Consider the following 24,907-nt stretch of genomic DNA (forward strand, 5'->3'; position numbering starts at 1 on the left):
ATGAAGGTTCTCTAATACATAATTTTTCACACGCACTATTTATTCTTAGATCCATCTTCATAATTAGAACCATCTCTTATTTACTCTACACCCAAAGCCTTGAACACAGCATCTTCAGCACTCTGGTAGAAGATAATATTAAAACAACCAATTAATTCTGACGGCACAGTTCCAAGATCCACAGCAGATGTAATCGGGACCAAAACCTTTTTGACTCCGCTATCCAAACAAACCTGCAACGTATTGGCAAGTTCTTCGACTTTAATAATCGTGCCGCCGATACTCAAGTCTCCCAGTATCACAGCACTGCTCAGAGCCGGTTTGTTCAAAGCGATCGAACAGATAGCTACAACAGCCGGGAGAGTCAGACACTTGGTCATGCCGATACCATTCAAATCCTGAACATGCATGAGATAATCCTTAGTGGTCGTACTAATTGAACCGCTAATATTCCTGCCATTGGCCTTCAGGTAACTGTAAGCCGTATCAACAGCTTCCCTCGCTCCTCGATCCGATCCAATGCCGGTTTTCTCAAACTTACCTGTACCCGAAGTCATCTGCATTTCTAGTTTATAAACACCAATCATGCCAGACTTTCCATGAGATACGGTATAAATATGTCCCGGTTTGCCCATGCCTTCCGGAATCAGCTTTCCACCGCCTTGCTCCGGCACAGGAACAAATTCTTCGTTGAAAGTTTCATTGTCAATATAAGAGAAGTTCACGTCATAGAACTCCATGCCGCCGATCTTTTTCAGCTGTTCTTTGACTCTGCGTCGCATTTCCAAAGCAAACCGCAGAATTTCTTCCACGTTCTCTTTCGTGAACTTGCCGTCTGGATGGATCAGCTTCACAAGTCCTGATACGGTCTTTTTCACAGCAATAACATCACGCTGGTTAAAGTTATTGCCCAGCTTAAAATATCTATCATAGGAATCTCCATAGGAGATTTTACGCAGCTCTCTCATGATCTCTGAAAAATAGTCTGTGATGAACCCATAATCATTAGTGAAATACTCTGGGCGATATTTCGGAATCTCCCAGCCAGGTATGTAACAGTGCATACGATCCAAGAAAGCCGTATCGTTGGCCATAATATCAGGAAATGGATCAAACAAATGGGAGGTCTTTAACACCACATCTACACTTTGATTGATATTACCGACAAAGGTCATAGAAGCATAAGCGTTCTTTTCTTCCTTGCCTCTTGCGAATGAGCCTGATGCCATATAATCCTTCATAATCTGAACGCCATCATGATCCTTAAACTTAATACCGGCAACTTCATCGAAGGCCACACAGTCCCATAAGCCGACTAGTCCCACGGTCTTACTGCCCATATTATAGAATAGATTTGCTACAGTAGTCTGCCCGCCTGATACCAATATACTGTTTGGGCTAATCTCCTTATATATATGGGATTTGCCCGTATTTCTTGGTCCAAGCTCACATAGATTATAATTGTTCTCAATCATCGGAATCAATCTGGCAAGATGCAGCCATTTGACCCGTTTATTAAACTGAGTTGGCTCCATACCCGTGCTTCTCAGAACAAGATCAATCCATTCTTCGTCGGTAAAATGAGCTCTGGCAGCCTTGACCTCTTCGATATCGAGACTTGGCATCTGAATGGGTGTCAGCTTATGGATGATAAAAGGACTCCGGTTTTTAACTGCCTCATCATAAAAATATTCCATCTGGACGATGCACCAAATACCACCGCTAAGTAAACGTTCGTATTCGGTAACATACCTCTCAGCAATGGGTACGCCCTTAATCCCAAGATTGGAGAATTCAGCTGCATAGATATCATCTTTGTAATTCAACTTAACTGACAATCTATCAATGACTGTGTAGCTGCCCCTCTCTCTAAGCTTCGAGATGATCTTCTGCGCTTCATCCGGGCGCACATAATTTTCGGCCAGTATTTTCTTGACATTTGCTACCCCTGCCTCGATCTCTTCTTCATCCATGGAAGAGCAATACATTCCCAGCAAATATTCCAGCACATAGACCGGTACGTTAGCCCCTTCTTTGATCTTCTTGGTCAGGTCTTTTCTAACAATTTTACCCATGAAATAGGTTTTCAATTTATCAATCAACTCTGATTGGCTTTCCGCTCCCAGCTGATAGTCGCTCATGTTATCACCGTCCTACACATTAAATCCGAAGTCATTGGCAAAGGCTATATCCATTAACACATCATGACGAAGGACTTCTACATCATTTTTTTCGTCGTAAGCCACCAGATAATACCGTTTCGACTTATCGTATTGTCTATTTCTAAAGTTAAAGCGCAGACGAAAAATTCGTTTTTGTGGCTCTATATCTTTTTTGTCAGCGACATAGATATTCTCATTCGAGATTTTTTCATTTTCGTCAGTTATGAAGAAAATCTTATAGCTGGTTCCCTTCACCACATCGCTAATTGGCTCGTTCTGAATGAAATCCAGCGTGGTAATCAGGTTGGAGATTTTCTGAACCATACTAACAAGTGTAATTTGAACGGTACGGGTATCTTTGTGACCCTTTTCAGTCTTAATATCCAATACAGGAACAATCATTTCCTGCGGGGATGAACCACCATGTACATAGTTCTGACCGCCTCCTGCAACCTTGAATACATTAGAACTGATCGGGAAAGAGACCACTTTGCTATCATCATTGCCAAGCATTCTGCTCATAGATACCGAACCAATTCCATCACCCTGAAGTGCCTGTTCTGACACAATAAAGCGGCGGTTAACAAACGAACCTTTCTCAGATACATTTGCAATCTTATCGCTTTCCTGCAGCCTGTCCCGCTTATAGATAAACCCATGATCCGCTGTGACGATATAATGCGTAGCACTTACATGATCCGTCAATTGCTTGATGAGATCATGGATTTCATTCACCGCTTCTTCACAGGCGAAGAATACTTCATTCTCTGAATTGGGTTTGTCTCCGCGAGCATCAATTTGATTGTGGTAAATATAGATGATATCCATTCCGGCGAATACCTGACGGATCGCATCCCTTTTCATAGACTTGATGTCATCGAATTGAATACAGCGACTATTGGGATTATAGCCTTGCAGCACACTCTCCCGCTGCTTCAGATCTTCGCAGGTAGCCCCGTCAACCAGTATACGGTAATCATCTGTCATTTCCAAATTTCTATGCGGTAGGAGAGCGGCCATACCAAGCCTAGTATAGGAGGGTAACACACTAAGCATGGCTTCTAGCTTGGCCGTGCACTTCTCATCATCCTGCAATCTTCCCCAAAGCGTGAGGCCAGTCTCATAGCGCATAGCATCAGAAATGATGACGACTACACGCTCCTTACGATTGCGAATATACCGAGAATAGAAATTCCGCTGCAACGGCAGCACCGTCATGGCTTCCTCTTGAATAAAAGCTGCGTTCCATTTTGTAGTGATCTTGGACAAGTATTCATGGGTATAGATGTTCTCAATCAGATCACGTAATCGTTCAAAAGCAACAGTATCCTTGAGCTTGTCAAAGCAGTAATAGAAGTACCGGTAATGGGTATCAATCAGATAGTCAGACTCACGGTATTGATTGACAAGCCCTGTTAAATCATCTGGACAGTTATAGCTGCCTTCCATAATCAAATAATAGGCATGTTCCAGAAGCTGATACTGCATCTTGTAGATTTCACCAAAATGCATTTTACTTCGTTCCTGGCAAATCAGCTGAATGGTCATGCCATTCAGCTTCGCACCGGTATCCTCAGCCAGCAACCTTTCCATAATCCAGTTGATGATCATTCGGTCAATCAAAGCAAATGTATCACAACGCAGCAATGATTCTGTCCCAAATGCTTCTAATGCGACAGCTGCATTCAATCCCGCGGCCACATATTCAGAAAGCTCGTTATATCGGTCGCGGTACAGCATACTGTTCATCAAATTGTCCAAGAAGGCAATAATATTGCCAGACTTATAGGAAGCAAAGCTCTTCCATGACTTAGGTAGCTCGGCATCCATATATCGCTCCGTGTAGGTCACAAATAGGGTAACAACAAGTTTCTCAAGCGTCGGATTCACATCTGTATAACCAAATTGTTCTTCGCAAAGCCTCCAGAAGGCTTGAAGGAGATCATACTTCTCAAAATCCGCCAGAATCTTATTATTTTCCATGCCATCATCAGTCAAAACGACACGAACAACTTCCTCAAAGGAAGCTGTTCGTGTCTTACATAGTGCGCTCATCAGTGCAATTTCAATGGTATCTCTGGTGAAATTCTCAATCTCCAGATCATAGAACCGCTGAGTTCTGTCTTTTGCCCCAAAGAACTTAATGTATTTCTGAATAACGGGCTTGTACTTCTCATCAATTCCAAGATCGAGAGTAAGCAAAGAGGCGCGATCTGCAAAAAATTCTTTGGAATACTTGATGGTATCGGCCAGATGATTGTCCCGAACAGGCGGCTTTGGAAACGGTGCATAGATCAAATAATTGGTCGTTCGATCCGTCCGCTCCATGAAGTATTTAGTATAAAACTGATTATCCGGTTCCAAATGGTACACCTTGGCATTGGTCAGTTTTAGCGTATTAACATCATCGACAAATTCAGCTTTTTCATCGTACCAGAATACCAGCTTGCGAGTACCGCCGGTAAACTCAGCATTTAACTTATCGGTAATCTGTTTCAAATTCAACTCAGGCATCCGCCCAACTCCGTTTCATGGATCATCAAATCTTCACCAGCACATCCAGCTTCTTGCCGTCTGTACCAGTCTGAACTTTATCATAATTCACTTTCACGCCGTCGTCCAGATCGATGGAAATTCGCGCGAGGGCTAGGTGAGCGATCTTCTCGTCGTATTCTTTGGTTTCTTTCAACTGCTTGGTCAGCTTTTCTTTCCGTTTGGTTGCCGCGGCCACTTCACGTGCATTGTTGCTGTTGTTAATGGTTTCATGCATCCGGGCAATTTCACTGTCGTAGACGCGCTGCATCCGGTGAAGATAGTCAATCCGCAGATTGCCAATTGTATCCTCATTATAGCGGTGCATATAGATCAAAGCTTTAAAACCATCTGCTTTACCACTGTCAAAGAGCCAGTAGATCGGACGTTTTTGATAAATCTTACAGTGATCCTTGAAGAAGTCTTTCAAGAAGTAATTACGGATGACTTCTCTGGATGTATTTCCCTTGTCTCCAAGAGCTTTAGCGATAAAGTCAAGATTTTCTTCAAGTGTTTCCGACCCAAATGAATTTTTCAAGAACGCACTGAACAAGCCGACAATGTCATCCTCAAAATATTGTTCGTCTGTGATTGAAATAACATTATCCTTATCCGGGATGAAGTTGGCGTATTTGCTGTCATCCCATTCGCCTCCGGCGTATACCAGTCCATCCACATCAAGACTGTACCGGCCAAACATACAACCGACTGCATAGGAGAGAAACGAACGGACATCACGACCAAGGTTTGCTTTGCGGATAGTGACATCCTTATCTTCGACTTCTGAAATAAGTTCGTCCTGCAAGCCGTAAATATCGATGAAGATACGGTTGAGTTCTTCTTCGTTGGATTTAAGTTGATTAAACTGTGATTCGGAAAAAGAAGACCATTTCATAAAGGCATTTTCAATGCTGTCTTTACTCTTCGTTATACCGAGATTGATTTTATGACCTTCTGTATCTCGATAGTGATTACACAAAATATTTTCATCATTAACAGAGCAGAAAGCGAGAAAAGGATGACATATAAAATCCCAACTTGTTTCAAATGAATCCCAATCCATATTTGAAAGTTCAATACATTTTTTCACTATTAAATTAATTTTCTCATTTTCACAAGTAATATAGGGAAGTTTTAATAAAGATCCTTCTGAATAATCTAGAGTAGGAGCTAAAGCACTGATGTAATACATTCCTACTTTAGAGTTAAGAAAACCGTGCAGCGTATATAAATCAGAGGAGTTTCTAACAAAGCATCCCGAGCCTTTTGATTCAAACATCATGTAAGGACTGCTATACCGCAAAGAAATCGGTCCAGAAGAAATTGAAGACCAAGTTAGGGCTTCTCTAAAATTATATTGTAGATTTTGTGGGCGTGATAACAAGTTCCCCTCTCCGTCTTTATAATTGCGAATTTCAAAGCCCTCATTTTCCCAATTTACCACATAATCAAGATTTCCATACCACTTCCTATAGGCCCCGCCTTTATTACATGGAAACCACTTTTTAGTTTCACGATTCGAATCAGATAAATAGAGCAACTGATACGACACTTCAAACCATAAACGCAAAAACTTATCATTGCTACCTGTTTTAAAACCTTGCTTAGTTTCAGCGACTTCTGACAACAATTTTGATCTAAGATAATTTAATACTCCGTGTTCACTTAACCAGTAAGCAATAGGCATACCAGGAATTTTCGAGATATTTTTTGAGTGGGATTGATAATAATAACCGCAGTTATTATCTGCAATTGCTTGTAATACCTTCTGGCGCTGGATGTACATTCCACCCTTAAAATCTGATAGCTTAATATAGGTTCCAGTCTGATTATCTCTGCCATTCTTCAAAATGAAAGTACAAATAGGTACAGTAGCTTCTTCAAAAGCTGAATATTCCATCTGAATCAAGCTTGAAATCGACTTTTGAGTGAGGATATACTCTCTCAATTTTTCATAAGTTTTAATAAACATCCAAACAAACGGAGACATAAATGCTGAATAGCCGTCTTGTTTACAGAAGGCAAAGCTTCTGTATATAAAAACGGAGAACAGATCGCCAGAATAGTCCTTAAAATTTTTGTTTACAAAGTCTTTAAGTTTGGCATCCATCTTATTCAAATATGGTGGATTAGTTGCAACTACGTCATACTTTTGAGACATTAAAACCGCAATTTTCACTAATTGGCTCAATTGCTTCTGGGTATCTTCCATTCCTATAGTATCCAGCGTCATCTGACCTTTAAAATCCACATGGTCAATAAATTGGTGTAACATCTCCCAGTTCAAGTTATCAACCTGCAAAATAGATCCGTACTCTCTGGCATCCCGAACGGTGTCCAACAGATATTCTATCTGGTTCTGGGCTTTATTTCGCTCCATTTCGCCCATGCCAAAGCCAAAATATTTAAGCTGGGTATGGTTGATCCCGTTACTCTCTTGAATCGCATAGACATTGCAATGGATACCACCGTTCAGAATTCGACGATTATACTGTCTTGATTTCATCATAACTGCAAAATAGGCCAGTTGATATGCACGATTATCAATATCAAGACCATACAAATTTTTCTCAACAATTTTCACTGCAGCTTCCCTTTGAGAGTAACCGCATTCCTGATAAATTGCCATTAGCACTTCAAAGGCATACACCAAAATATGGCCGCTACCCATACAGGGATCAAGCACTTTCAAGTCTTCGGGAGATAATTTTTCTTCAACATGAACGATTGCATCGTCCACCAAGTATTCTAGATTATTTTTTAACGTACTACCCGGATTCCGCTCCAACCAGTACTTACCTAATGAGTTATCTATCATGTACCGAACAACCCAGTCAGTAGTAAAAAGTTGGGTAGCTGCAGGAATATCCTCTTTTTTCACGATTCCTTTGTAAATATTAATAACTTGATCTTTTCTTTCATCATTATAATACTGATATAGCCAGCCGATGATCTCAACCTGTCCTTCTTTTTCCACATTGAAATCGTCTTCTGGGATACCGTGCACCAGACGATAAACCACACCATCCTTATCCGTAAATGAAACGTTCATCAGCAGTTCGGTATAGTCATTCGTTTTCTCAAACAACCCCGGTAGAATGACGTTCAAGGCATTGCACTGTTTGATAAAGAGCATTCGGAAAAGCTCATCCAGCTTATTATCATTCTTCAACTGTATGATCCGATCTCTTTCATAAGGCGCATAATCCAGCTCAGCGTCAAAGGGGGAAGTCACCAAGTCAGGCTCGGTCTTGGTGCTGCTCTCTGAAGACAGCACCCTGATTCTGAAAGGAAGATAGTCATTCACTTCCATAAAGCGCACAGCAATAAGGCGGTTAAACCACGTATAGGCAACCTCTTCAATTACGTTTTTAAAAGCAGTCTTATAATCAGACTGCTTTTCTTTTTTCTGCATAACTTCTGTCAGATTTCTGCGTTGCTCAATTTCCACGCCAGTAATGGAATAAGGTTCCTTGGTACCTATATCATAGAATTGAACATCCTTTGTAGACTGCGGCAAGGGATTTTTAATTCCCTTGTCTGTAATACCCAGTAACCCGGCTTTATATATGATCTCTGCGATGAGCTTGTTTCTCGCCCACACTGCAAAGTTTTTAATAGCTGTCTTATTCATCTTCAGCGTCTCCTCTAGAACTCAATATTAATGATGGTTTCGTCATCCAACTCTTTCAGGATCCGTTCCCTAAGAGCGGCCATATACTTGTCTACATCCTGTGGCGTCTCAATCTGCCAGGAGGTAGAAAGATTGACGCTCCTGATGCTGATGTTCTTCCTTTTCTTGATCTTTGGTTGAGGTTTAGTATCCGGTTTCTCAACTTCATCCTGACTGTATTTCTCACTTTCTTCCTTGACTTTATCGCGAGCAATTTGCTCATCCTTCTTAGAGAACTCGTTGAGCAATCGAACTTTCAGTGCATCGGCTTCTACCTTGATATTCTGTAAAATCGCCACATTATTGCAGGTCCTCGCCTTTTCCAAGATTTCTGCAAATAGCTGATGGTACCGGCTGATGAGCTGATCCTTGTACCCCTTTGTATCTAGAACATCAAATACTCTTTTCCGGGCATCTTCTATGGCTGCGATCACAGGAGCTTCCATCTCTTCCAAGAGCTTTGCATAAAGCTCTGTGAATTGATTCAGTCGTTCAGGTAATTTTGGAATATCTCCGTATGGAGCATCTTTTCTTAGAATCGCCTTAATTTCATTAACGATACTTTCTACTTTTTCATCGACGATAAAGGTTTTACTATCATCATAAATACCCATCTGTTTCAGAGCCTTTTCAAAGACGATCCGCTGCTCTCCGGTAAAAAACAACTTGACAGGCTCATAATCTTCAGCAAAATCAAAATAATCGCCCCGATCCGTATGGATCTTCTTGAAGAATTCCATCGGGGACTGAATCTGGATGATTGCACGAAGCAAATTTTTACCGGAAGCCACAACCTTTTTGCCTGGAAGTGACTTGCTCTGGTACATGATTTCAAACTTCTCTAACTCATTCAAGATGTTCCTGCTGTAGTTCTGGAAGCTGTGCATCATAGCATCGTCATCTTCATTGACACTGGAAACGCCGAACAATTCCTTCATGACTTCACGGACAGCCTTTTTCTGGTTGTCATTGGCCTTCTCACGCCGTTCAGTCAGCAGCTTCTCTACAAATTCTCTCTTGGTAATATAATTGATGATTTCTTCATCTGATTTATTCAGCAAGGTAACGTTTGTACTATTTACGGTGAAAGAAATATCGCCGTTCTTGAACAGTTTGGCAACCAGCCATTCCACATCGTCTTCCACGAAGCCATAGGGAGCCTTCATAAAGCGGTCCATCAGACTCTTCATGGAAGTCTTCATGTGCATAGAGGAATTCCCGGCAATGTAACTGAGCATATCATTCAACGCATGAATATTCGGTTCTGAGCCGCCCTCCAAAGTAAGGGTAAGCTGGTTAGAAGTCTTGAACATGGCCCGAATATTAGCATCGCCCATGGCTGCTTCAATATAGGGCAGTTTATGATATACAGTGGATACAAGGCGTCCCAACGCGTCATTGATTCTAGCTGACACCTCTTTTGATCCAATCTGTGCTTTATCGCCATTCACATAGATGTCAGCACTTTTTAATGATTCAATCAGGAAAATCTTGGCATTACCGTTTCTTTCACGCATCTCCACACGCTTGGCATCTTTAATCTGTTCAAACTTAGTCAATGTACTCGACGTCGTTAGGCGCAGATACTTCTCGATTTTCAGTGAGCTTCTGATTTCATCCAGGAAGGCAGAATCGTTCGGCAGTACGACAAGGATTTCTCGCCCCTGACCAGATATCATACGAAGCGTTGTTTCATCGGCACCGTAATCGGAATTCGGAGTAAGTACTCTTATGCCGATATCATGGCTCTGGTTCGATTTGTAAGGTCGTTCATCCACAAATTGATTGAAAGCAAAACTGTACCTGCCGTTAAACGCCGGGTAACGATATTTTTTATCGCTGAAAATATCTTCAAAGATCAGCTCAGAAACCTTGCCGATGACCTCAGCCATCTCCACATTCTGGCTATCAATTTCACGGTTGATTTCCTGTTCCTCATCCGTCAGGAACACATAGATTTCGCCGTTCTTCTGAATCAGCATCTGACGAGCAAGAACTTTCAGGACTTCTTCTACCTGTTTTTTCAATTCAATTCTGTCGGTGTCGATATCAGAAATCATCAAGCTGGTAATATTATCAATGTTGGCTGTAATCTCTTTAACGTATTTAATCATGAACAGTGTTTTCAAGACGTTGACCGCAAAACAGTCCTCAAGCTTATCCGGGTTAATATAACTGTTATCGTTTGCGCGGCTGATTACACCCTTATGACTGTGATCCAGGAATTGGTGCAACGCGTCGTAGAATACATTAAAGGGGATTAACGTTCCTGCATAGTGTTCCATCAGCTTTACTGCAGATTCCTTGAACAGCGCAATCATGGATCGCTCGCCCTCAGCCAAATGCTTCCCTGAAGCGCCGTGGGTTCTAATGGAGGTCAAGACACTTCCCAGCAAGTTGAATTGATAGGGGACAAAGGGATAAACGGCAGCAAAGTCACGCTCATCAGCGTATAGTTTCTTTTCCACGCCATCATTGAACACAATCAAGTTTTTGATTATGGTGGCTTTCTGCTCATAGAGTATTCTCAGCGTCTGCTCAGCGGTTGTATTTTTATCCAGAATTCTCTTCTTAATGACCTCATCCACATTGGCTGAGGAAAGGGACAGACGGGTATCGAACCGTCCCTGAATCTTGGAAAAGTCATTCCCCTTCGTCTTTGTAATGGAATCAATGTCCTGCTGGCTGGTCACGACAATCCAGACCTTGCCTTGACAAGCCGTACCTACATCCTCGGTTACAGTTTGCAGATTAAGCATCAGCTTAGAATCGTCACCTATGTACTGACCGATTTCATCCACCAAGAATACGACATGATGGTTATTTCCCTTTCGGTCAAGGTATTCTTTCACCAGTCGGGCAAAATTTTCAATGCTCATATTGTACGGTTCAGTTGCTCGCTCACACCAGTTACGTGCAGCAGCTTCGCTCATAAAGCCCATTTCATCCAGCACTTCCACAATGCTGTCTTGAATAAAATCAAACTTGTGTCGGGAAGCGTCCCATGGTTTACCGAAGTTCTCTTCAAATAATTTCTTAAACTCCTCATAGCGATTCTCTTCAACAAGCTGTCTTTCCAGATCGGCAAGGAAAGGAATGGAACCGCAAAAACCCTGCATTTCATTGAACACTTTCAGAAAGACAGAAACAATGGCATCCTTAGACTGTTTGCCTGTCATTTCACTCTTGGAATCGATATTGAATAGAACAACATCAGTCGGTACGCTTGTGACCAGTTTCATGTCTGCCAGCACCATGGGGTCGACGATTTTGTTATCCTCAATAAAAAAGTCAAGCGCTTTCTTGCCGTGTACTTCTTTGTTGTCCAGCAGGTAGGAAAGAATTTTCAAAAAGTGCGATTTACCACTTCCAAAGAAACCGGAAATCCAAACGCCCATTTTATCGGTGTGGCCGTTGATTCCTTTCTTGTAGCTTGAGAAGAAGTCCGCAAAGTGCTTTTGCAGTTCTCTTGTCACAACATACTCTTCAAGTTCCTGTTTGATATTGACTTCATCGCTTTGGCCAACCTTAATTACACCTTTTATATCCCGGTCTATCGACCTTGCGAACATTTCTTTAATCTTCATCGTGTGCACTCCCTAATCAACGAGCTTGAATGCTCTGTAATAGTTATCGTCTTTGATTTCAGAAAACAGAATCAGTTCCTGTCCGTCATACTTACCTGGAAAAAACATGACAACCGGCACACGGTCAATCGCTTGGTGCAGGTTGTTCAATACCTTATGTGACCGAAGCAGCGGGTAGCATTTCCCTATTCCAATTAACAATACTACGGCATCTTTTGGTGTCCGCTCCTGAACATATTTAACTATCAGACTTGCATCATCATTAAACTGCAAAAGATTTCCGACTGACTTTATAATTCGTTCCATGCCTTTTTTCTTTTCGAATCTGAAGCACTGCTCCATAAAGTCTTCCTGCTCCAAGACGTCAATTATAATATCATACAGATCAAAAACCATCAGTTCAAAACCATCGTTCGCCTTTGAATTCTTTGCCTTCATATAAGCAATTCGTTCCCTGACAAGCAATTCTTTCTCTGCCGGATAATCAAATACATAATAGCCTACTTCATTGCCAAGTCCTTTATTTTGACGAAAACTTGGCGTTTTGATAATAAGTTCTGCTAAGTCTAATCTTTCCTCCAAGCTGGCCATGATTATCTCACCCCCGTCAGGGCATGAATCATCATTTCCATGCCATTTTCATTCAGATATTGTTCTAACGATTTATCTAAAATTGGTTTCAGAATCTTTCTGTTACCGGATGCACGATCTGTTAATCCGGCTTCCATAAGCATCGTTTTATAACAAGTGCCCAGTCTCCTGAGCGTATAATCCGTCCAACTTGCAACTTTCTCACTTTGCAGTTGCTTGTCCTTGAAGAAAATACGGATATCACTGCCAACCAGTTCATCGCTGCCAATAATCAGCTTTTCCCGATAAACCTCATATATAAAATCAAAGAACAAGCTGTCTGTCTTCATGATTGCAATAATAGCAATTATTTTTTGCGTAGATACGTCACTTTGTTCAAACAGCTGATAAATTGACTGATCTAAACTCTTTACACGTCTGGACACCGTGTTAAAGATCTGAATAGCTCTTTCCTGCGTTGGAGCCGCGAAAAGATTTTCCTCTATATTTAATTCCTTAATTTCATTCAGTGTTTTCCCTTTGTTGATTAGGCTTACAACCTTTCGAAACTCGGAGAACCAAAAGGATTGTTTAACGGATCCGGCGCTGTATTCTCTTTTTTTCATAACAGTTCTTCGCTCGATGCTACAAGATTGGACGTTTCATTTTCTAGACTCTTAGCAATCTCAACGATGTCACCAAAATCGCAGCCCAAAACACGGCAGATTTTCACCAGCACTTCCATCGAAACGAATTCATTATTTGAGAGCTTCGTCAAGGTGTTAGGACTGATACCAGTCAATTTACGTAACTCTGTTCGCTTCATCCCTTTATCTATTAAAAGCTTGAATAGTTTATTGTAACATACATCCATAATTGAACACCTCTAATACTCGTATTTAAAATACAAGTAATAGGATATCACATATTATAGATTCTTAGTACTTATGTATAAGAAATTGCGATTTTTTCTCAATTATACAGATCCCATCATCTGGTTATATTTACATATCCGTGATACCAGAGACACGTTCTTTTCCTACTAAGAGAAGCTTATCATACATTAAAGGCATTACCCTGTCAGGAAACATTTGTTCTACTTTAATACTCGTTTGAAATCAACCCCCTCAAAATAAGTAGCTTCAATGTTATCATTAACCAATCGAAAAGAAACTAAATTCTCGTTTTAAAGCTCGCCCTCAATATTGCGGCCATGTAAAATTCGAGCTGTAATATTCTTGTTTGAGACGTTCCAGGTCATGCTCCCACTCTGCAATAGCATAAGCAAATTTGGTATGACCGCCTTCCTGGGACTTACGTAAACGAACATTGTTTGCAATCGTATTGACAATTTCTTTAAGGGTCATTTTGGGAATCACTTTGCGGACTAATATGTCCCATCGTTTCATTCGATTAAGGCCAGTAATTTTATAGCCCAGACGATGCAGCTGCGTTTCATCTCTAAAGTTACTTTCTCTATCAGATTTCCCTTGTGATTCCCTAGCTTCTGTACTTGGCCATGCAAAATACTCATTCGTTACAGCAGCTTTCGATGTTGTCGATGTTTTCGTTGTTGTCGGCGTTATCACCACTCTTTTTGGTGAAGCCACTGGTTTCACCGCTAGTTGCTTGGGCGGGTAATCGATTGGATCCAATTGGACTATGCACCGGTAGGGCTCAAGAGCATTGTTTAGCTTCCTTTTTGTGCTGTCATAAGCATATATTCTGGAGCAAAGGATGCAGGTTAGCAATTCAAAAACAATTGGTTTATATGCCGGAACTGAATGTTTCTTAAATCCGTCAACGATGACAAGCTCTTTTACCAATTGGCTTTGACTGCAGTGCGGACAATGGTCCGTTTTATTCTTTAATTGCCAGATACTGCTGGCTTTCTTCATATCGGTTGGTAATTGGGTTGGTAATTCCATAGTAACCGAGGCTTCCGCTAGCGGTTCTAGGAATTTTGAAATCTCTTCCCATAGCTTCGTTTTTTCGTGCTCTTCAAACATTCGGCTTTGAGCCATAAGAGCTATAATATCTTCTGTTGTCTGACGATTACACTCTCCGCCGCTCTTCATAGCGCAATATTTTTTATATATAAGCATCTCTGGGGTGTGAGCTTGTTCAATAAAGCGTCTGCTTTCCCCGGAAGCTTCCACTAAAACATCATCCATAGAAATATAAAAAGCTATCCATAAAAAATGAACATACTGCTTCTCCTGAATTTTCGCATCCAGAAACGGCCATTCTTTACCCAATATATATGCCATCATACCTTTCAGCGGATAATAGAAATCAAATGCCAATAAGGTATGCAGATACTCTAGGATGAGTTCAGGCGAATTCGTATCCGCTATCAATTGATTCAATCTAGCGTGATTTCCATGGATAAATTCATGAACACTATCCCGTAAAGGCGAATGGGCTGTTTTCTTCATCCAGTTCATGGTATCCATTAATAGCCTATCCATTTCATCTAGGTCAGGTATGTTCATTGCAAACATTAAATCAAGAATAGATGAGACCGAAATCTGAACGAATTCCGATGGCTCTTCACCCTCAGTATATGTAATCGCCACAAGATGATTAAGACCCAAAAAGGCCAACGAATATTGGTTGTGTTCGAGCAATTCCCTAATTTTCTTAACAATAAGAGCGGGGCCATCTTCTCCATTGTAATTAGCTAACGCGATAAAAAGCTTCTGCCACAGGGCTTCATTGCCGTACGCAAGAATAACGTCCCACAAAATATCATTCTCCGACTTTACTTCCCTGCACAATACTTCTAACTGGTCAAAGCTGCTTCTGACAGTATTAAGACCTTGAACGAATTTTTCCTTATTCTCTCTACTATCCATGAGTATCACCATAGTTTAGAAGGTACCGATCCCTATCAATAAAATAAAGCCCAGCTTCTTTTACTTTCCCGCCTATCGTCCGTTCCCACTCCTCCACATAAGCCAGCACCTGCGATTTGTAAAAGTCCACCAACTGCTGCTCATTCGGGAGCTCATAACGATCCGTCTTGAAATCAACGATGACCCAGCCTTCTTCCTCTTCAAACACGAGATCAATGACGCCGCGTAGGATCGTGGTAACGGAGTCAGCTAGGCTACCACCCTGGAAACTACTATCTTGTACCCGCTTATTTTCATCAGTCGCTGCGATTCTTCGGCTAATCATAAAGGAGAACTCGTGGTATCGTCGGCGCGCCGACATACTTCGTTTCCACAACGTACTAGCGGCCACCTTCAGCACCGTTTCAACTGCAAGCTCCAGCCACTTTTCTTCGACACCTTCCTCTTCAACAGCCATTCGGCAAAAGTCAGTCAAATCACTGTCATCCATCCCCTCACCGAGAGCCTGCAGGCAGCGATGAATCAAGCTTCCGTATGCCATTCCTTTACCCCCTGAGGAACGCTCAATCACAATATCGCTCGATGACTTCGCCAAGCCTGTAACACTGCCCAGTTGATAGCTGGGTACAGACCCCGAATCCAGCCGCTTCTGCCATTCGTCTACACTCGACGCTATATCTGGTACCATGGCAAGCTCCTCTGGCTGTACAGGATCTACGTGAATCAGCTCCAGCTCCAGTTGCTGCTGCAAGGAAACAGACAATAGACTCCATGGATCTATAGCCGGCCTTGAGGGGTACTGGCTGACAATTAATAGCTGCTTCGCCCGGGTCGCAGCTACATAGAGCAGACGGTCAGTTTCCGCATTCATGAACTCGCGCTCCCTCTCGGCATGCCGGGTCCAACCCACAGGCTGGGCGACTACCTCCGAAGTGAACATATCCTTCTGTTTGGATATGGTGAAGTATCCAAGCGACGGTTCGGCTAGCCGGTCGATATGCTCCTGCGCATCGTGATCATTGTCGCCGCAAGGGCAGGCCATCATCACGATCGACGCTTCCAATCCTTTGGCCTTGTGAAGGTTCATGATTCGCACAGCGTCCGCGCTTCCTGAGAACAGGCTCGCGGCTTCCAGACTTTCTGAATCTGTTAGCCTATGCAGCCATTCGGTAAGCGCCGGCCATTCAATGGATGCTTCCGCATCTCCTTGGAGCACCTCCAGCAGCTTGATCAAAGTTCCGCTGCGGATTGCGCCGGAATCACCTACTGCTGCTGCAGCGACAAGGCCAATGTCATCGATGATTCTCGTAAAAGCGGACAACGCCGGCAGGGCTTTGACCCATTCCATATATTGACGAAGCTTATGAAGTACCTGATCCACTTTTACGCTTTTCACGGAGAGTCTAGCCGGGTCCGCAATAGTATGTAGGCTAATACTGCCACCTTCTTGACAGTAATGATATAAGGCATCATCACTCAAACCGAACAACATACCTCGAAGAACCGCCAACAGAGGTACACGGTCGGTAGGGTCATTTAACGTTAAAGCCAACTGGTAAAGAACCCGCAGCTCTTCAAAAACGACCAGGCTGCCAGAAGTATCCGACACGATACCATACTTCTCAAGCTGTCCCGCATACAAGCTGATGAACTTGCGGAATTTGAGCAAAATCAGGAAATCGCCTGGTCGCGCTGGACGGGAAATCGGCTTTCCCTCATCGTCGGTCTTGTCATGGATGAGAAGTCCGCCACCACAGGCCCAAGCAACAAATTGCGCGATTCGTTCCGCATCATAGAGGGCAATATCAACTTGTCGGTCTCTTTCTTGCTTAGGCACAGTCAGGGTATAGACACCATGCAGCGCAGTCCTACCCCCAGGGTTTGGATGTTGGGTTATCATCTCGATAAATGGTGCCTGGCATTCGGACTCTTCCCCCTTTAATGTAAATTTGCTTTCAAAAGCATAGTTCACGAAGTCCCCAATCGCCTTAACTGAACGAAAGTTGCGAGTTAATTGAAGCACCTCTCCGCATTGTTCAATCCGTTGTTTCACGAAATTATAGGTCGAGATGTCGGCCCGGCGAAATCGGTAAATAGATTGCTTGGGGTCACCAACCACAAACAGGGAACCATGACGTGGCAGCTGCTTCCGCCAATTCCACTCCGCTTCATTAGATCCCGTTAGAAGCATCATCATTTCCGCTTGAATAGGATCCGTATCTTGAAATTCGTCTACAAACAGCCTGCTGTATCGTTTCCCAAAATATGTTCTTACTTCGGGGTAGGTTCTGAGCAATTCCGCAGCTTTCATGAGCAGATCCTGAAAGTTCAGCTTGCCTGCCTCCATGCGCTTTTGTGTGCAATACCGGATTGCAGGAAGCACAAAAGCAATAAGCTTGGGATGGAGAAACTCTCTCCATTCCTGTAAGAATGGACGCAAGATATATGTCTGCCAGTCGTGAAACTGTTCCTTGAATTGCTTTGCCATCTTCGGGTCGGTCCAGCGGTTCAAGGTCACGCTCAAGTTACGGTCAAACAGCTTCGCCAAAATTAGCATGTTGATATCGTCTGCCATATTTTTATTTCGTATATGGCCCACAGCATCGCGGATTGTTTTCTGCAAAACATCCCAATCCTTCGCCGGCTCCATGGTTGGAATGTAAGGGGACGCTTCCTCTAACAGTGGAAACAGTGAATCTCTTAATCGGTCAAAACCAGGCCTCGCCACCTGTTCCGTATAGATTTCCACATCCTCATACTCCGCAACGCGGTTATATACCGCCCGCAAGTCCTCCACGTTGACCTGTAGAGCTGCCAAAGCTTCGATGGAAGCTTCTGCACACCACGACGCTGCTTCACCTTGGGCCCCCTCTTCTGCTTGGGTCTTCTTTCCACCCTCACTACGCATTTCATCCAGATAGTCATCCCAGCACTGATCCCGGAATTCTTGGTCCTGCCGATCATCCATTTCCTGAAAAGAAGGATCGAGCTTGGCCTCGATAGGACGTTCTCTTAGAAGCCTTCCGCAGAAAGCATGAATGGTACCAATAAAACATTCCGGTATTTGTCGAAGGGCTTCCTCCAACGCATCCCGCTCCACACCCTGCGGAGCTCTGGCACACTCCTGCTCGAGCTTGATACGAAAGCGTCCCATTAACTCAGAAGCCGCCTTGTTCGTAAACGTTATGGCAGCAATGTCACGAGCCTGGGCTTTGCGTGTACGAACCAAGGCAATCATCCTACCGATGATGGAAGTTGTTTTGCCAGACCCCGCTCCTGCTTCTACCATAAATGTGGTATCCAGATCCGACCCGATTCGCAAGCGAGCATCATCATCATCCTGTGTCACAAATTGTTTAAACAAACCGGTTCACCTCCAAGATACGCTCAAGCCGATCCGCATTCCCGGGTGCACTTCTCTTGTCCAAAAACTGCTCTGAATGAGAGCCACAAACGGAGTTATAATCGCACCATGTACATCCTATGGGATCGATTGCAGGCGGATAAAGCCCTGTTCTCATGGATTCCATCATGTTATAAAGAAGTGACTCCAAGTCTTCGCGGCGGTTTTGCGGCCGGCTCACTTCCTCTCCCATCCCACGTTCAGTGGGAAAATAATAAGCAGATGCCACGATCTGAGCCTCCGGATCAAAGCCTGTCTCTTTCATCCACTGTTCGACAGCCAGACCATACAAAGGTAGCTGCAGCTGTGTCCCTCTGGAAAAGCATTCATTCTGTTTGTATTTCCTTGGGTTGCCTGTCTTGTAGTCATATATTTTGTAGTGGTGAGGTGCTACTCGATCCACGCGGTCCACGAATCCTTTTATCGGGATGGATAATTCATTGCTGAATTCGAGTACTAATGGCTTCCCTTCTCTATGCAGCTGCAGCTCTGTAAAAACAGGAATAGAAGTCCGCCGCTGTTCACTAAGGTAGAAAATGTTGACGTCCTTGCGTATACTCTCCGCTTCCTTATGTAAGATATGCATACTTGGAGCTGGCACTTCCTTCGCATATTGCCTTAACACTTCTTCTGTTATTTCGTTTAAAAATGTAAGGTCATGACCCAAGGAACCATTAAGATCGGTACGACGACCCTTCGAATCTATCAAATACTGATCGAATATTTCGTGAAGCAGACTTCCTCGCTGCATGGCATCCAACCACCTCGTACGGTCATAAAGAGCAACCTCCTTAGCCCGAACTCCAATAATTTCCTGATAAAAGAACTTCTTGGGGCATCTGCCGTATAGCTCCAGCCTACTAGCGCTAAAGGCAGATCCACCAAAGGTATGCTCGTCTCCTGGAAGCCGCACAGGATGTAAATTGGTTTCGATCAAGCCATCGTAAGCGGAGAATTCCAGATTTTCTCTAGATAGCTCAGCATTGTTCCCATCCATTAACGAGCCATAGTAAGCATAAACGAAAGCTTGTCCAGCCTTAATTCGGGAGTTATTCGTTACAAGCGACCGCAGCCATTGCTCGCTCGCGTCAACGGACAAGCCAGCTTTACTTCGGAAGAATCGGACAGGCTCTTCCATGCTCTGAACCATAGCTTCATAGTCTGCATCTGTCTGCAGCGTCTTACCACGAAACATTTGAAGCATTTCATAGGCGGGCATATGCTCCCGATGGTCCACGATATCATAAGAACAGAAACTCAATGTGCAGTCGCCGCGAATCATACCCATTCGAACATCCCGTTCTTCGACCTGACGTTGTGCAAGCTCTATGCTTTGATCCATATCAGGGCTTATTCTAGCCCGTTCTTCATCAAGCAGGAGGGGATCCTGACGTACGGATAACGACCAATTCTTTTCGGCCATACCTATGATAAACGTATAAGGCCTTCCCGTTTGCCCGCCCGATGAGAGCGAAGTCACATGTATTCGTCCCGGTGATGGGGTCTCTTTCGATTGAATTCGCAGCCCTTCCAGTCCTTCCTGAACATATCGCAATGCCAGCTTGCTGTTCATAGTAAGCTCATCGGCCATATGAAAAGATTGTTCCAAACTCTGAAGGCCACTTAGGACTTGATCGTCACTATCCTCATTTAGAACTACATACGTTTCCAAGAAGCTAATCAGCGTATGGATCAACATCGCTGGCGATGATAGGGTTTGCTCGGTGAGTGGTTGGAACAAATGCTCAAAAAAACGATGGAGTATTTTCAAAAGAGCGCTTCTGGCTTCATTCTGATTACCTACTATCAGCATTTGTTCCTTTGAGGTATCAGTTTCCATCGCTTGTCCCCATAATCGATAACGTTCTTGACCCCAGCCTATTCCTGAGCGCTCCAGCTCGCCAATCACATTAGAGGAGGTTATTTCCATTTGTTGCTCATCCCTTAGTCGGATGACTCCTTGCTTGAGTGCGGATAGTAGAGAATCCAGATGATAGCCGGACTCCAGCCATTCCAAATATAGCTTCGCTGCTTTCCCTGCATTCGTGATGCCGATCGGCAGACCATCCGAGAAGGTACATGCTATTTGTGTAGTTGTTGTAACTGTATAAACAGCTGCAGCGCGTTTCTCATAATCTGAAGCTATGATCTCTACCTGGTCCCATGAGATGCCCTTTTCCATGATACGTCGGACGACCTCGCGTACTTCAGCCAATGAACCTAGGGAATGGAAAAATTCGGTCCGTTCAACAGGAAAAGAAGAATCTGCGCTCATGAACTCATGTCCGCTGTTCAAAGCGATATAAACGCCTCCGGTGAGCGATTCCAGAAAGCTTTTTCCGACCAACGATGTCCTAATTGCATATTCATCTACGATAATACAATCGTTCGTCGGAGAAAGCTGCTTGACATACGGCAACAGACCAGCCAGATCAACAAGCCGATTACGGACCAGTTCCGCTTCATATCGTGAAAGTAGTTCTTTCACAAATATGCCTTTTTCCCTATTTTCAAAAACGTCAGAAGTTAGCTCAGCCGCTTTTATCAAGGCTCCTCTGAGATCCAAGACTGCCTGGTGAAATGCCTTGGTAAGCCCAGGTGTTAAAGCATTTCCCGTTAAATAGGTAAAGCCCGTATCCTCGGTCAATTCCTGAAGCAGCTTGACAACGATCCACCTGGATTCCGAATCTGATACATATCGAAATTTAATCTTGGCGAGGAGCAGCTTACACCTATCAAGTGCCCACCTATCCAGAACTCTTACCTCGGTGTTTAACACTGGACCATATTGTCTGCTTACCTGTTCCAACCACTGATGGCCTTGAGCATGGCTTGTTGTAAGCAATATCTTACGCTGCATCGGATTTCGTTTGATGATTTCATGTAAATGACTAATTCTCGATAATGCCCTCAGAGTTCATCCCTCCATCCCAACAGCTTAAGCCTCATACAGCTGCTTCCATCGTTCCAGCTTGTCACGCATGATTTCCCTGTAAGATTCGGGCTCCAAAATCTCAGCATCCGGTCCGTACTGGCTCAACCAATTAAGAAACTCCCGGTCATGGTTTAGCGTAACTTCAAAGAGCAGGCTGCCATCCTTCTGAGGAGTCATTTTCGGCTTTGTAAAAAGCTCCTCTTCCTTGACATACCGAGCTGCATCCGGGTGAAACCGGACTTTAAAGCGAATATTTTGTTTGCCGCGCTCGATGGACCATGTGTTTTTCATGTAGGATTTTAAATTGAATTCACTCTTATCAAAGGCTTGGTCCAGCAGCCGAACATCACGAAAACGGCTGATACGGAATGTCCTGATATCCTTGGCGTTGTGACAAAATCCAATGATATAGAAGCGATTATCCCTGGGAATCAAATAATACGGATCGATGTCTCTTTGCGACTGCTCATCACGTCCCTGCGAATAATAGACCGTGCGGATCGTATGCTGCGATATGATCGCTTGGATGATGTCGTACAAAGACGTTTGGCCATCCTTCCGATTAGCTGGAGTCCCAAGCTGAATAACATCTGCGACATCTTGCACGATATTTCTCCTCTTGGATTTCTCCTTGTGATGGGCACCCATAACCTTCTCATAGGCAGAGTCGAAACCTTCGGGAATAAGCGGTTTGATCGGCTCTAGCACAGAAGTCAGCAAGGAAAAAGCCAGTGCCTCCTGCTCCGTCCAATCAAGGGGATACAAGGAAAAGTTGCTGATGAAGGCATAGCCTTTTCCGTGGCCAAGATTAGTGACGGGAATATGCATTGCGCTTAGCGCATCCAGATCGCGGTAAATGGTACGTTCAACAGTTTCACAGCGCTCGGCTAATTCCCTGGCCATAATGCCAGGTTTGGATTGGATCAGGTTAATGATTCGCATTAGACGAATCAAACGTTCAGGCATAGTTAGTTCGCTCCTTCATCCATTGGGGAAAATGCTCGAATTATGTATAATATAGTAATTTCGACCCAGGTTTGGGATACTCCTGCTACTTCTTTCTTTTCATTTGGCGATACTTTTGCTCATATAAGGATTTCCTCGTATTACTGGAGTAGGGGAATTGTTCCAGATGGCTGTAAAGCATTTGTGCCTCTTCGCGAAGTTCAACCGAATCTGATATAACAGCGTATGCCAGCATAGAATCAGCTTGCTTCTGCAGCAGCTTTTTACCGGCTTCCTCATCCCCATTATCGAAAGCGGAAATGGCATTTTCGATGGCTACTGCCGATTCAGTGATTTTGATTTGTTTGTCCACATGAGGATTGGCAGGAAGGTTAATCAACTCTATGTCGTTGGTACATACAATTTCGACGCTAACCTGTACCTTGCAAACTTTTGCCCCTTCCGTGACATCAACGTAGTCCCACTGGACTTGGAGTATTTCATGTTTTCCAGAAGTGTGCGGGTGACAGGAGAGTTCAATGAGGATTGACTTGGTCTCTTGATCAAAAACATCTCCCAATGAGAGCTTCAAACCTGTTTGTGTGCTTTCTGTTTTGTACACGTAAATATGCAGGATTTGAGTGATTTCTGAGGGATTTATGGTCAGCTTCACATTCTGGGCAACTACCGATAATAAACCGTCTAGTTCCTTGGCGAAGATATCAGGAATGCTCTCTGATTTCTCAATGAAGTAGAAATTGCCTCCCCCATTATCCGCAATACCCTCCATTAATTCCTCGTCGAATCCGTTGCCGACACCCATGGTCGTAATGCCTATCCCCGCGCTTTGAAACTCTCTGGCTATAGACTGCAGCTTGGTACGATCTGTAATTCCTTCATTGGCATGGCCATCGGATAAAAGGATCACACGGTTAATGCTGCCGTCCTTTTTCCCTTGTACCACGTATTGAATCCCCTGAAGCAGCCCTCCGCTCAAATTCGTAGAACCGCCGGATCGAATGGTTTCAATTTGCTGTTTCATCACGTCTTTGTGAGAAATACTCTGTGGAGTAAATACAGTGCTAACCTCATCATCAAAAGCAACCAGGCTCAGCTGGTCTTGCTTACTCATTTGTTCGGTAACGAATTGACAGGCCTTCTTACTGTAAGCGAGCGGGGCTCCGCTCATGGAACCGCTGCGGTCCAATACCAATGATACATTCATAGGTGCTCTTTCCATATTCAATCCTGCGTTTCCTTTCATTTCTAGAAGCAGGTACGCCCGCTCTACGCCTCCGGTTGGCCAGTACTCTTTGTTCCAGGCATAAGTTGTTTGAATGTGTGAAGTCATATGCTCAGCATCCTCTCTTTTAAAGTATCTGATAAGAATGTAGCATATGGTTTGGGCAACTGAATGTCAGGGAATACAAGTTCGTATCTGTTCAAAAAGGGGCAAACAAATAAATCGCCACTTTGCTTCCTTTTAAGAAAGTACGTGGCGATCACAAAATTTTATTTACGGGTACTTTTCAGAATGGCAACAAGTCGATCAACCGCCTGCTGTTTTAAGCTTTGATCCAATCGCCATCTGAAAGGATGGGCAAAATATCCTTGCTTGTCTGAAGCAAATACAAGTTTGTTATGGTGCTTATTCCCCCAATTGTTTAACCTTTGTACGTGTTCCGATAATATATTATTTAGAAAACCCATTATGACAAAGGAAGAGTTTTCGCATTGTTCATGAAAATGTGCCTCTCGGTATACTGGACTTTCATATAATACGGATGTATCCATTCCGTCAGCCTCAAATAGATTAATGATAGCTTGGTGATAATTCTGGATTTTCTCTCCGTCTGGCTCCACAACTGATGTGATGTTGTAAATTGACAGATATCCCTTTAGCTCGTAGCCTTGGACTTGATCACAGGATTTTTTTACGACTTCAATAATATTTTGCATGGTGGTATCCGGTGCATCTGTACCATCAATAATATCCTCCGAACCTTCTCCTCGTATAAAACAATCCCATTGATCATGACTTTTTAATCCATAAGAACCCGGATTAGTCATAAAAACGGTTCCGAGTAAAAGATCGTCATCGGTAAATATAATTCGTGTGTCCGTTCTTAACTTGATTATCCCAGTCTGGTGTTTGATCCTGCGCATGGTTGCATATACTTGTTCTGGATATCTTCTATTAGCCCTCATATACCACCTCTTAATTTTGTAATCCTTAGTAATT

The 24,907-nt window shown here is 43.4% G+C and carries 13 protein-coding genes; all 13 read right to left on the reverse strand.

The window, feature by feature from the left end; all coding sequences use genetic code 11:
• Window positions 1–80: 80 nt before the first annotated feature.
• The 13 genes from brxL to OB236_RS32185 all read right to left on the reverse strand — a co-directional run bounded on the left by brxL (window position 81) and on the right by OB236_RS32185 (window position 24,873).
• Window positions 81–2,141 carry a protease Lon-related BREX system protein BrxL gene (brxL, locus tag OB236_RS32125; protein ID WP_262687653.1) on the reverse strand — a complete coding sequence of 687 codons (2,061 nt, stop codon included), beginning with the start codon at window positions 2,139–2,141 and terminating at the stop codon, window positions 81–83.
• A gap of 12 nt (window positions 2,142–2,153) precedes the next feature.
• Window positions 2,154–4,676, reverse strand: coding sequence for a BREX-1 system phosphatase PglZ type A (gene pglZ, locus OB236_RS32130; protein WP_262687654.1), 2,523 nt, complete (start codon window positions 4,674–4,676; stop codon window positions 2,154–2,156).
• A 25-nt stretch (window positions 4,677–4,701) separates the two neighbouring features.
• Complete coding sequence (gene pglX / locus OB236_RS32135; RefSeq protein WP_262687655.1) at window positions 4,702–8,328, reverse strand: BREX-1 system adenine-specific DNA-methyltransferase PglX; 3,627 nt, start codon at window positions 8,326–8,328, stop codon at window positions 4,702–4,704.
• A 14-nt stretch (window positions 8,329–8,342) separates the two neighbouring features.
• Window positions 8,343–11,954 carry a BREX system P-loop protein BrxC gene (brxC, locus tag OB236_RS32140; protein ID WP_262687656.1) on the reverse strand — a complete coding sequence of 1,204 codons (3,612 nt, stop codon included), beginning with the start codon at window positions 11,952–11,954 and terminating at the stop codon, window positions 8,343–8,345.
• A 12-nt stretch (window positions 11,955–11,966) separates the two neighbouring features.
• Window positions 11,967–12,545, reverse strand: a complete 579-nt coding sequence (locus OB236_RS32145) for a DUF1788 domain-containing protein (RefSeq protein WP_262687657.1) — start codon at window positions 12,543–12,545, stop codon at window positions 11,967–11,969.
• 2 nt (window positions 12,546–12,547) lie between these two features.
• On the reverse strand, window positions 12,548–13,150 hold the full coding sequence (locus OB236_RS32150; RefSeq protein ID WP_262687659.1) for a DUF1819 family protein: 603 nt from the start codon (window positions 13,148–13,150) through the stop codon (window positions 12,548–12,550).
• Window positions 13,147–13,398 carry a helix-turn-helix domain-containing protein gene (locus OB236_RS32155; RefSeq protein WP_262687662.1) on the reverse strand — a complete coding sequence of 84 codons (252 nt, stop codon included), beginning with the start codon at window positions 13,396–13,398 and terminating at the stop codon, window positions 13,147–13,149. The genes OB236_RS32150 and OB236_RS32155 overlap by 4 nt, the downstream gene beginning before the upstream one ends.
• Window positions 13,399–13,723: 325 nt before the next feature.
• Window positions 13,724–15,382 carry a hypothetical protein gene (locus OB236_RS32160; protein ID WP_262687664.1) on the reverse strand — a complete coding sequence of 553 codons (1,659 nt, stop codon included), beginning with the start codon at window positions 15,380–15,382 and terminating at the stop codon, window positions 13,724–13,726.
• Window positions 15,375–18,746, reverse strand: coding sequence for a UvrD-helicase domain-containing protein (locus tag OB236_RS32165; protein WP_262687665.1), 3,372 nt, complete (start codon window positions 18,744–18,746; stop codon window positions 15,375–15,377). The genes OB236_RS32160 and OB236_RS32165 overlap by 8 nt, the downstream gene beginning before the upstream one ends.
• Entirely contained in the window at window positions 18,739–21,630 is a 2,892-nt protein-coding gene (locus OB236_RS32170; RefSeq protein ID WP_262687667.1) for a PD-(D/E)XK nuclease family protein, read from the reverse strand. The genes OB236_RS32165 and OB236_RS32170 overlap by 8 nt, the downstream gene beginning before the upstream one ends.
• Before the next feature lie 93 nt (window positions 21,631–21,723).
• Complete coding sequence (locus OB236_RS32175; RefSeq protein WP_262687668.1) at window positions 21,724–22,686, reverse strand: helix-turn-helix transcriptional regulator; 963 nt, start codon at window positions 22,684–22,686, stop codon at window positions 21,724–21,726.
• An 85-nt stretch (window positions 22,687–22,771) separates the two neighbouring features.
• Entirely contained in the window at window positions 22,772–24,016 is a 1,245-nt protein-coding gene (locus OB236_RS32180) for a vWA domain-containing protein (protein ID WP_262687670.1), read from the reverse strand.
• Between the two features lie 161 nt (window positions 24,017–24,177).
• On the reverse strand, window positions 24,178–24,873 hold the full coding sequence (locus OB236_RS32185) for a hypothetical protein (protein ID WP_262687672.1): 696 nt from the start codon (window positions 24,871–24,873) through the stop codon (window positions 24,178–24,180).
• Window positions 24,874–24,907: the final 34 nt, after the last annotated feature.

This window comes from Paenibacillus baimaensis (assembly GCF_025567575.1).